This is a genomic window from Desulfocicer niacini (genome assembly GCF_054657595.1).
The window spans coordinates 1-9,964 of record NZ_BAAHYK010000086.1 but is presented as its reverse complement, the minus strand read 5'-3'; the positions used below and the strand labels follow the sequence as shown (position 1 = coordinate 9,964).

The 9,964-nt window shown below is 45.1% G+C and carries 10 protein-coding genes, 1 tRNA gene and 2 pseudogenes; 9 read left to right on the top strand and 4 right to left on the bottom strand.

The window, feature by feature from the left end; all coding sequences use genetic code 11:
- Together ACYQ2M_RS24035 and ACYQ2M_RS24030 are read left to right on the top strand one after the other, a co-directional pair.
- Positions 1-966: pseudogene (locus tag ACYQ2M_RS24035) on the top strand (hypothetical protein); the annotation flags it as partial.
- A 149-nt stretch (positions 967-1,115) separates the two neighbouring features.
- Positions 1,116-1,192: transfer RNA gene (locus ACYQ2M_RS24030), tRNA-Met, on the top strand.
- Positions 1,193-1,542: 350 nt separating this feature from the next.
- On the opposite strand, the pseudogene ACYQ2M_RS24025 reads toward ACYQ2M_RS24030, so the two are convergent.
- The 3 genes and pseudogenes from ACYQ2M_RS24025 to ACYQ2M_RS24015 all read right to left on the bottom strand — a co-directional run.
- Positions 1,543-2,406, bottom strand: a pseudogene (locus tag ACYQ2M_RS24025) (IS91 family transposase); the annotation flags it as partial.
- A 61-nt stretch (positions 2,407-2,467) separates the two neighbouring features.
- Positions 2,468-2,632, bottom strand: a complete 165-nt coding sequence (locus tag ACYQ2M_RS24020; RefSeq protein ID WP_459918938.1) for a hypothetical protein — start codon at positions 2,630-2,632, stop codon at positions 2,468-2,470.
- Positions 2,633-2,816: 184 nt separating this feature from the next.
- Positions 2,817-3,371 (bottom strand): tyrosine-type recombinase/integrase, encoded by a 555-nt coding sequence (locus ACYQ2M_RS24015; RefSeq protein WP_459918935.1) that lies wholly within the window; start codon positions 3,369-3,371, stop codon positions 2,817-2,819.
- A 41-nt stretch (positions 3,372-3,412) separates the two neighbouring features.
- On the opposite strand from ACYQ2M_RS24015, the gene ACYQ2M_RS24010 reads away from it, so the two are divergent.
- The 5 genes from ACYQ2M_RS24010 (at position 3,413) to ACYQ2M_RS23990 (ending at position 6,914) form a co-directional block, all read left to right on the top strand.
- Positions 3,413-3,871 carry an SOS response-associated peptidase gene (locus ACYQ2M_RS24010; RefSeq protein WP_459918934.1) on the top strand — a complete coding sequence of 153 codons (459 nt, stop codon included), beginning with the start codon at positions 3,413-3,415 and terminating at the stop codon, positions 3,869-3,871.
- Positions 3,872-4,009: 138 nt separating this feature from the next.
- The gene (locus tag ACYQ2M_RS24005) at positions 4,010-4,726 is read left to right on the top strand and encodes a nuclease-related domain-containing protein (RefSeq protein ID WP_459918933.1); all 717 of its coding nucleotides are present in this window, start codon (positions 4,010-4,012) and stop codon (positions 4,724-4,726) included.
- A 34-nt stretch (positions 4,727-4,760) separates the two neighbouring features.
- Positions 4,761-5,678, top strand: coding sequence for a DMT family transporter (locus ACYQ2M_RS24000; protein WP_459918932.1), 918 nt, complete (start codon positions 4,761-4,763; stop codon positions 5,676-5,678).
- Between the two features lie 125 nt (positions 5,679-5,803).
- Positions 5,804-6,133, top strand: a complete 330-nt coding sequence (locus ACYQ2M_RS23995) for a DMT family transporter (RefSeq protein WP_459918937.1) — start codon at positions 5,804-5,806, stop codon at positions 6,131-6,133.
- A 118-nt stretch (positions 6,134-6,251) separates the two neighbouring features.
- Positions 6,252-6,914: a LexA family protein gene (locus ACYQ2M_RS23990; RefSeq protein WP_459918931.1), complete on the top strand. Its 663-nt coding sequence runs from the start codon at positions 6,252-6,254 to the stop codon at positions 6,912-6,914.
- A gap of 110 nt (positions 6,915-7,024) precedes the next feature.
- Here ACYQ2M_RS23990 and ACYQ2M_RS23985 read toward each other — a convergent pair whose 3' ends face one another.
- A complete protein-coding gene (locus ACYQ2M_RS23985; RefSeq protein WP_459918930.1) occupies positions 7,025-7,234 on the bottom strand; it encodes a hypothetical protein in 210 nt (69 codons plus the stop codon).
- Positions 7,235-7,861: 627 nt separating this feature from the next.
- Between ACYQ2M_RS23985 and ACYQ2M_RS23980 the strand changes: the two genes are divergently transcribed.
- Together ACYQ2M_RS23980 and ACYQ2M_RS23975 are read left to right on the top strand one after the other, a co-directional pair.
- The gene (locus ACYQ2M_RS23980) at positions 7,862-8,437 is read left to right on the top strand and encodes a Fic/DOC family N-terminal domain-containing protein (RefSeq protein WP_459918929.1); all 576 of its coding nucleotides are present in this window, start codon (positions 7,862-7,864) and stop codon (positions 8,435-8,437) included.
- Between the two features lie 171 nt (positions 8,438-8,608).
- Positions 8,609-9,877, top strand: a complete 1,269-nt coding sequence (locus ACYQ2M_RS23975) for a Y-family DNA polymerase (RefSeq protein WP_459918928.1) — start codon at positions 8,609-8,611, stop codon at positions 9,875-9,877.
- Positions 9,878-9,964 lie beyond the last annotated feature (87 nt).

Genomic DNA, 9,964 nt, shown 5'->3' with positions numbered 1-9,964 from the left:
ACAGCTGATGACTCCCTGGCGGATTTAATGGAAGACGACACTCTGCCCAAGGATACCTCTCAAGCCTCTGACGATGATGATTTCAGCCTGGAACTGAATCTGGATACCGATGATGATCCACAGGCTGTGGTTCTGGAGGATGATACCCTGCCTCCGGACACAACGGATGATCTAGAGAACGATGATGATTTCAACCTGGAGATGGATTTAAATGATCAGACTCCCATGCCTGCTTCGGACGATGAAGACTCCCAGGCGATTTCTCTGGAAGAAAGACCATCCACAGAAGAAAATACAGAACAGGCAGCCGTGGAAGCAAAGACGCTCATCACCGAATCCAGAGATGATATACCCATTGTATCCGCTCCTCCGCTGAACGAAATTTCCCAGGAAATCCCCCCTGATACTGAAAAGGAATCCTCATTTATTGTAAAATTATTTCTTTTCTTTATTTTCATTATTATTCTTCTGCTCGGCACCCATGCTGCATCTCTTATGACAGGAATATCCATACCCTATATAACAGACCTCAAAATACCTTTTCTAACAGAACTTGTAACCCCACCGCCCCCCCCACCCCCACCGGTGCGACTGATGCCGGACAAAAAAACCATTAATGGACGCTTCGCAACCAATCACAAAGAGGGCATTTTATTTGTCATCTCAGGAAACATCCGAAATCCCTCCCAGGTGACCTGCACCAATATCAAGATAACCGTTTCTCTGCAGAACACGGAAAAAGTAAAAATAAAGTCCAAAACCGTTGTTTGTGGCGCCACAATTTCAGACCAGCAGCTGACCACGCTGGACATGGTGGCCATTAATGGCTTACTGGCAGGTCCCACAGCACCAGTCAAATCATCCCTGGCCCCTGGGCAAAGTAGTCCCTTCATGGTTGTTTTTTCAAATCTTCCGGATAATCTTGAAAATTTTACCGTGACAGTCAAGGACTTTGACCACCAATAAGTGCTGTGGTGATGGCTCTCACGAAACCAAGATGGTTTACGTTAAAACCAGCTCCTGATTATGAATATCAGTAGCCTTAATAAAAAAATAGCCAAATCAAATTTTAAACTTGACAACACAGTCAGGCAATTGTATAAAGTCCGAGTTTTGGCGATGTAGCTCAGTTGGTTAGAGCATGCGGCTCATATCCGCAGAGTCCGGGGTTCAAATCCCTGCATCGCTACCAGATACTAATCCGAACAGATACAGTTCGGTCATGAAAGCCCCGCCGGTAAACGGTCGGGGCTTTTTTAGTTTCCAGCACAATCTAACGAACAAGGATAGATCGTGTGAGCGCAGCGAACCACGATCTTATCCTGTTGTTGAACAAGCCCTGTAATTATTGGGATGATGGCTATAAGAAAATATCTTTTTTCAAGGTGGGGATCAGGGATTTTTCATGTGCCCCATATTGGAGAGAGGGCACAGCTATAGCGGGCTCTTTTGAAGAGCTTATTTGAAAATAATTATAAAATCAGTTTTTTATCTTACTTTGATTGTTGATATTCAACTTCGGCTCTGGCCAATCAAGTCACTTTATCCCGGCTTGAAACTTGCCGTTCGTACACCAAGAACAACCATGGGGGTATTGCAACATGGGCATTTAAACGCGGGTCTTGGCCGCAAGGATGCTGCTTTGATTTGAACATGCAAAATAAGCTGCACCAAAAAAAGCATTTTTTTCGCATTCCCATGGAGAAATCCGTAATCCCTTACCCTGCGGAATCCTCTGGGTAACACATAAATCAGGATAAGATGAAGAAAATCTTCTCTTTTAAGAGTGCGCTGTCGCTTATTACCGGTTTTGCTTTCAATGTAATTGAAGGTCACGTGCCCATTGCAGTTGGAGACAATGTTTTTTTCACTGATGACTCCCCGGTACAAATACCGAGATAAATACTTCAGGGCGGTTATGCCGGTGCCCACGTTGGTGCAGTCGACAACCCACCGGGGTTGAACACCTCTGGGGATCGGCATCCTTTCCTTGTTTAACCCATCAAGGAAACGGGCACGGAATAATTTGGCCAACGCTTTTTGATTAAAAAGGTATTTGCCCTTTTTTTTCTTCCACTGTCGTCTGGCCTTGTCCATGCCACCGCCGGGAACGACCACATGGATATGTGGATGAAAATCCAGCCTCCGGTTATGGGTGTGCAGTACCATGGTCATACCGATTTCGGCACCAAGTAATTTGGGGTTAAGACCAAAATCTCTCAATGTGCTTGCCACACATTCAAACATCAGACCGTATCCCCTTCTCTGATTTTGCTAGACCATGTGTCTGAACTCACAGGGGATTGTAAGGGTGACCATAAAATAATGCACCGGCAAAATTTTATTTTGCTGTCGGTCGATCCAGTTACTGGCCTCATGGTTTTGGCATTGGGGACAACTACGGTATCAGCATGGAGGGATAAAAAGACGTCGTAATATTCATCTATTATTGTAGAGAGTTGCATGATCACACCTTCCGAAAATCGACATGAATGGTGTTGATCAGATTGTTGATGGTCGTCATGCCTTCTTTTTCAACGACATCGGTAATATGGGCATAACGGGCAGTCGTGTTGGGATTTGCATGGCCAAGAAGTGCCTGGATATGTCGAAGACTTAGGCCCTGCTCCAGGAGGTGTGTGGCATAGCTATGGCGAAGGGAATGGATGGAGACTTTTTTTTATGCCGCATTCAGCAACAACAATTTTCATGGCCTTTTGAGCGCCGCCCCGGTCCATGTGATTTGTTGCCTTTCGAATGGTTTCCATGGAGCCATTGGCGTTGGGAAACAAAAAATTGGGATGCCGATGCCGTTTTCACAACTCCCGCAAGCCTGTTAATGTCAAGTCCGGCAGAGGGACAATGCGATCTTTATGGCCTTTGCCCCTGCAAATATGAACGCATTGACGGGCTGAATAAATGTCACCGACTTGAAGGGCCAACGTTTCTCCCAGGCGAAGGCCCATGGAATAGGTGGTCAACAAAAATACACGGTATCGTAATTTTCGGGTTCTGCCTATAATCTGCTCGACCTCAGCCGGTGTAAGGACATCCGGAATGGTTTTGACCTTGGGCGGTTTTACAATATCAACCCATTTCCATTCCTTTTTCAGTACAAATTTCCAAAAGTGCTGTAATCCAAGACGGTCGATTTTTACAGTGCTCCAGGAATGGGACTCAACCAGATCCGCAAAGTAGCCTTGGAGATCATCAAGTGTCAACCGATCCGGGCAGCATCCAAAATAGCCCCTGGTTCGGCGGACAGCCCAAGAGTATGCATCAATGGTCTTTGCAGCTTTTCCTTGAAGTTTCAGGGTTTTCTGATGGCGGGCATAAAGCTTGTTGAAACGATTTGCTTCTGACTGTTTCATGGTATACTCTCCTGTTAAAAAGGTTTGTGAAGCGGTTCCGTATGAACACGCCACATAGTATACATGACTCATTCTGGGCAAAGGAAAAAAAGGGATCAGGGTTTATCAATGCAAGGATGGAAAGCCTTTCTAAAAAGCCAAGCTTCCGGGAGCCATTTATAAAAAGGCGATGCCTGATCATTGCAGATGGATATTATGAGTGGAAACAACCTCCGGCAAAAGGCGGCAATAAGATCCGGTATTTTTTTCAGCTGCCGTCAAAAGAGTCCTTTGCATTTGCCGGTTTGTGGGACACTTGGGGAAAGAATCATCATTCATGCACCATCATCACCCGGGATGCGGTGGATGGCATCAAGGATATCCACCATAGAATGCCGGCAATTCTTCACCCCAATGCCTATCATGAATGGCTTAACCCGAAAAAAAGGGACCCGGAGCGATTAAATTCATTGTTGCTGGAATGTTGTGTTGACACCCTTATTTTCTCGGAAGGTGACTAAGGCTGAATGTACGGAACGAAAAAGAGACTGGCTGTAATTTAACACATGACCAAAATCCAATTGCTGAGACTTAAATCCAAATGAAAAGAAAATCTCCCCTCAAAGACAAGCCCCTTCGTTATGTTGGACAATCTCTTGATGAAAGAGTTGATAAGCTCATTAAATGAAGATGCGCTGCCTTACACCTTGACAAGCTTTTTCCTGATTATCATGAGTGTGCTTGAATGGTTGCGTTATTTCAGGAATACAGATCCCTCTCCAAAAATCGTGACTCTGATTGCAGTCATATTTACTATTTATAGTGTTTACAAGGTTCTCAAAACCCTGAGGAAGATAAAATCCACCAAACTTGGTCGTGATGGTGAACGGGCCGTGGGTCAGTATTTGGATGATATGCGAAAAAAGGGATATAGAATTTTTCATGATGTGATCGGGGAAAGTTTCAACCTGGATCATGTGATAATATCCAGAAAAGGGGTTTATGTCATTGAGACAAAAACCTATAGTAAGCCCTCAAGTGGAACTCCTACAATTAAATTTGACGGTGAGAAGCTGGTTTTCAAAGAATATGGAACCCTGACCAGGCCGATTACCCAGGTCAATGCGGCTTCAAATTGGCTGAAAAATCTTTTGCTGGAAACAACAGGCAAAAAATATTCAATAAAGCCTGTAATTTTGTTCCCAGGTTGGTATGTTGAATCAACTGACAAAGGCAGGAAATCATCCGTTTGGGTTTTAAATCCTAAGGCGTTTCCTCATTTTCTGGAGAATCAACCGGGTTTGTTATCTAAAGAGGATATGATGCTGGCATCTTATCATATTTCGCGGTACATCCGGACTTATAAAACCGCTTAACTGTCAATAAAACAATCAAAATGGAAAAAGAACTATGGCAACAACCACTCATTCAAAAGCACTCTGTTACGTGTTGATTGCCGGCACATTATGGTCATTCGGCGCTCTCACCGTTCGCTACATGGTCGAGCCACAAAATTATCGATGGCAATATCTGTTTTTCAGGGGGCTGACGGTTGCTGTAATTTTATGTAGCTATCTTATGGCCAAAAAGAGGAGCCGGTTCGTTAATGATTTTAAAAGGATCGGTATATCAGGGGTTATAGGCGCTTTAGGATTAGTGTGTGCCTTTATTTGTTTTATATGGTCTATCACCTTGACGACATCTGCTAATACGCTGTTTCTGGTTGCAACCACTCCTTTTCTTGCAGCATTTATGGGCATTTTAATTCTTAAAGAAACAATCCGACAAGTTACCTGGATTGCCATGACAATTGCCCTTATTGGGATTTGCGTGATGGTGATTGAAGGATTGGAAGCGGGAGGTGTGTTGGGGATTATCATTGGATTTTGCTCTGCATGTGGTTTCGCAATTTTTTCGGTCACCCTTCGGCTTCGTAAAGAAGCACCCCAATTTGCAAACATCGCACTTGCCGGAATCCTATGTGCGGCTTTAACTGCCTGCATTATACAAAGTCAAAGCGGCTCTCTCCTGATGTCGAGTCGGAACATTTTGCTAAGCATTGTCCATGGCTCATTGGTCGGGGTTGGCTTAATTCTGTTTTCGGTTGGCGCTAAGCATTTCTCGGCGGCGGAATTGAACTTGCTCTCTTTGGTTGAGGTTGTGGGCGGGGTGGTTTGGGTTTCTCTGCCCATCTTCGGCATCAACGAGGTCCCCAGTATGTATACCGTGGTTGGTGGCTGTATTGTCTTAAGCGCTATCCTTTTGAACAGCTTGTGGGAGAAGGGACAAACGCTATGGCGAAAACGCTATGCATTCAAGGTGTTGTAGAGTAGTTTAAAAACCAGACTTATTTGCCGGAAACATAAACGATCTTTCCAACATCATTGAAGCTCTGGACAGCAGGTGTTTTACTGGAAATACTGGAGCAAAAAATTGAACTTAAAAAGGATTTCATGGCATACCTGTATTTACTCATAGCAATAATTGTCGAAGTTGCCGCGACAAGCGCATTGAAAGCGTCTGCTGAATTTACAAAATTAATTCCAAGCCTGATTGTTCTTTTCGGTTACGGCACTGCATTTTATTTCATGACACTTGTTTTGCGAACAATACCTATAGGAATCACATATGCTGTCTGGTCTGGGATTGGTATTGTCTTGGTCGCTATTGTGGGGGCACTGATGTACAAAGAAATCCCAGACACACCGGCCATTATAGGGATGACATTAATTATTTCAGGAGTGGTGGTAATTCATGTGTTTTCAAAAACGGTAGGTCATTAAATATGAGTATACACTTTCAGCCGCCATCTGGCAGAACGAATTGAGGAGCCAATATATATCTTCATAGATAAAATATATACAGTCGATGTATACCACCACTATAAGCTGTCCTATTTACATGTCCACAGTGGAAGCCGGTTTCCCCTCACCTGCCGAAGATTACATCGAGGGCAGCCTGGACCTGAACCGGCACCTGGTCAAACATCCCGCCGCTACCTTTTTTGTGCGGGTCAGTGGCGATTCCATGATCAATGCTGGAATCCATCCGGAAGATATTCTCATTGTTGATCGATCCCTGGAACCGGTGGATGAAAAAATTGTCATTGCCGTCATTGATGGTGAATTAACGGTGAAGCGACTGAGATACAGGGGTGGCCTTGTTTTTCTTGATCCTGAAAATGATGATTACCAGCCCATCAGTATCACAGAAGACAGGGCTTTTGAAATCTATTCCATTGATGAAGCGTTTCTGGATCTGACGGGTTTTGCCTTCACAAGCCTGGAAGATTATGCCAGGGACATCCGGAGGAAGGTGAAAAGAGATACCAGAATTCCTGTCTCCGTTGGCATTGGCCCCACCAAAACCCTTGCCAAGATTGCCAACCGAATTACCAAGAAATCATACCGGGCCGATGGTGTGCTGGATCTCACTCCAGAAAAATTCAGGGAAATTGCCTTGGATGAGTTGTCACTGGCGCTCATACTCTACATTTTTATTTTTGGTGCAGAATCTCAAGGAGCCATAAAAGATTTACTCAAGTCGATAAGTGTTGAGGATTAGGTGAGACTGTAGCTGAGTGGAATCGATATCAAGGGGTCGTGCGGACATCCATTGGCATATTGCCTAATAGATATGCTCCTGACTTTCAGCCCTTCACCATGTCCGGGGCATTACTCCCGGCATTTGGCTACTATGGCATCTGCTGACTTCTGCCCTGTCACCAGACAAGTTACCTTGAAAGGCGCAATGAAGTTCCTTTTGCAGGTGCTGCCCGTTGTTTGTGTCTCATCACCGTCGGCAACAGCCGGTGATGCCTGGACCTTGGTATCCCGGTATGGTCCTGCCCGGGAGTTATTGCAAAAGAAAATCAATGTATGCAAAGCAGATCTCCCCGGACTCTTTTCAGTACCCCCTTGAGGGGTGAAAGAACGTGAACTATCACTACACAACCGCAGCATTTACCCTGCCTCCTGAATCCTGGGCTTTGACATGTTGTGCTGGCTTACCCGGAGACCAGGCCTTATATGCTGTTTCTGTTCGTCGGCTCATAGTTTTGCGCTCCAACTTCCTTCAGACGGTTCCTTACGGTTCCACCCTTGTTTTCGGCTAATACTTGTGTCAACTGTAACTTGGTTAACAGGATTCACGTATAGAGGACTTGCACCCCATAAGTTCACGCCCATGCCGGGCGTACACAAAAGCATTCACCAGACGGCAAAAAACGCGGCGGCGTTGACGTGGTAAATTGAGATGTGCCGCTGGTGATGTAGGTCGCAAAAGCAAAATCTCAAAATCAAACTGATACCTTACAAAATTGGATTTTCGATCAGGCAATCCAGCATATCTTTGCGGTGGCCCCATTGCATTGTCATCAAGGTATACCTTTCTAACACCATTGAAATTTCCGTCAAAAAGATTGTTTTTTTAATTATTGACACTGTTTTGAAAAATAGCTAAGACCTTTTTGACAGTAATGACTATTCAACAGGGGAACCATCTACAATGTATTGAAAAAACCAGCACGATATTTTACCTTACAACAGTCGCAATCAGCGTTACTTGACAGAAAAAGGGAACATGAAATGTCTTCTCCAGTAAACTATCACTATGAAAAATTTCCACCTGATAACATTGAATGGGCTCTCTTGATTCCCCTCATAGGACCTGCAAATGCTGCTTTGGCAAGATATGACGGAACTCTTTCTGCTGTCGTTCTTTTAAGCCCGCTTTCAACCCAGGAAGCGGTTCTTTCATCAAAGATAGAGGGCACCCAGGCCCTTGAAAATCAGGTAAAAGCGGCCAAAATTCTATCTTTGTATGAATCTAAAAAAAATCAGATGGTGGATTTGACCCATTCACAATATTCAATTCACGCATTGGATTTCATTTTTTCAAGACCCATTTTCAAAGCAACGGATTTCACGGGTATAAAAGAGATTCCAACGTCTACCGCAAAGAGAATTCTCTCCACTCTTCGGGGAAATGGTCTATTTACTGTTTTGCGGGAATCCAGTGGAAGAATGGCCGCAATTTATGCCTTCACAGAGTTGATAAATATTGCTGAAGGAAGAGACATTTTTTAAGGATCATGTATGAACCTCAAATTCGTTTGTGGATCATATTTTTAAATTTTTGATCCACAAGCGAATTTAAAGATCATTCATGCACCACAAAAAGAAAATTGGAGCACTGCATCTGATAATTTTGACCTGGGTGAAGCCTTCCTGGATAAGTTGATCCATAAGGAGTGATGTATGCCTGTTTTTGCCCTGGTGGACTGCAATAATTTTTATGTCTCCTGCGAGCGGGTCTTTAATCCTGGACTTGTGGCCAAACCTGTCATTGTGCTTTCCAATAATGACGGCTGTGCCGTGGCACGTTCCAATGAAGCCAAGGTGCTGGGCATCCGCATGGGCCAGCCTTTTTTCAAGATCCGGTCCGTTGTTGAAAGCAACAGGGTCCGTGTGTTTTCATCCAATTATCCCCTTTATGGTGACATGTCCAACCGGGTGATGCAGACTCTGGCCCAATTTACCCCGGCCATGGAAATCTATTCCATTGATGAAGCGTTTCTGGATCTGACGGGCTTTACCTTCACAAGCCTGGAAAATTATGCCAGGGACATCCGGAGGAAGGTGAAAAGAGATACCGGAATTCCTGTCTCCGTTGGCATCGGGCCCACCAAAACCCTTGCTAAAATTGCCAGCCGGATTGCCAAAAAATCATCCAGGGCCGATGGTGTGTTGGATCTCACTCCGGAAAAATACAGGGACCTTGCTCTGGAAATAACCGCCATTGAAGATGTCTGGGGTATTGGCCGACGGCTGGCCCCTTTCTTCAAGTACCGGGGGATTAACACCGCCCTGGATTTTAAAGCCGCCTCTCCATCCATGATTCATCGCAGGATGGGCATCAACGGGATCCGGATGCAGAAGGAGTTGTCCGGAGAATCCTGTTATCCCCTGGAAGCCGGACCAACCAGGCGAAAATCGGTGGCGGTGTCCCGGTCTTTTAAAACACCGGCCACCACCCTTGATGAGTTGTCCCAGGCGATCGCCCTTTATACCACCCGGGGAGCTGAAAAATTGCGGCATCAGGAGAGCTTTGCCGAAGCACTCACCGTGTATGTGATGACAAACCGGTTTAAATCTGAATCCTATTATTACAACTCTAAAACGGCTGTTTTTCCCACGGCTTCCAACAACACCCCGGAGCTGATCCGGCAGGGAAAGGGTCTGTTAAAGCAGATTTTTCAGCCCGGGAAATATTATACAAAGGCGGGGGTTTTGTTTTCCAGCCTGACCCGAGCAGGTCAGATGCAACTGGATCTGTTTGACACCACAGACAGGGAGCGGTCCCGGAAGTTGATGAGTGCCCTGGATAAAATTAACACCCGCATGGGGAGCCATTCGGTGCGATATGCCGCCATGGGGCTTTCCGGACAGCAGCAGTGGAAGGGGGCATGTAATCATCGATCCCAGGCTTACACCACTGACTGGGCTCAGCTCTTGAATGTTCATTAATTCTGTGCTCTATTTTTATTTCAGGTGTTTTGGTCTCCGGGAAGGGTAGTTAATCTCCAATAAAATTTGATTTGCACATCTGCACCC

Bases quoted from the DNA above. Each gene is read 5' to 3' on its own strand.
- ACYQ2M_RS23990 (WP_459918931.1), top strand. From the start codon at position 6,252: ATGTCCACAGTGGAAGCCGGTTTCCCCTCACCTGCCGAAGATTACATC.
- ACYQ2M_RS24010 (WP_459918934.1), top strand. From the start codon at position 3,413: ATGAACACGCCACATAGTATACATGACTCATTCTGGGCAAAGGAAAAA.
- ACYQ2M_RS24000 (WP_459918932.1), top strand. From the start codon at position 4,761: ATGGCAACAACCACTCATTCAAAAGCACTCTGTTACGTGTTGATTGCC.
- ACYQ2M_RS24015 (WP_459918935.1), bottom strand. From the start codon at position 3,371: ATGAAACAGTCAGAAGCAAATCGTTTCAACAAGCTTTATGCCCGCCAT.
- ACYQ2M_RS23975 (WP_459918928.1), top strand. From the start codon at position 8,609: ATGCCTGTTTTTGCCCTGGTGGACTGCAATAATTTTTATGTCTCCTGC.
- ACYQ2M_RS24005 (WP_459918933.1), top strand. From the start codon at position 4,010: ATGAAAGAGTTGATAAGCTCATTAAATGAAGATGCGCTGCCTTACACC.
- ACYQ2M_RS23995 (WP_459918937.1), top strand. From the start codon at position 5,804: ATGGCATACCTGTATTTACTCATAGCAATAATTGTCGAAGTTGCCGCG.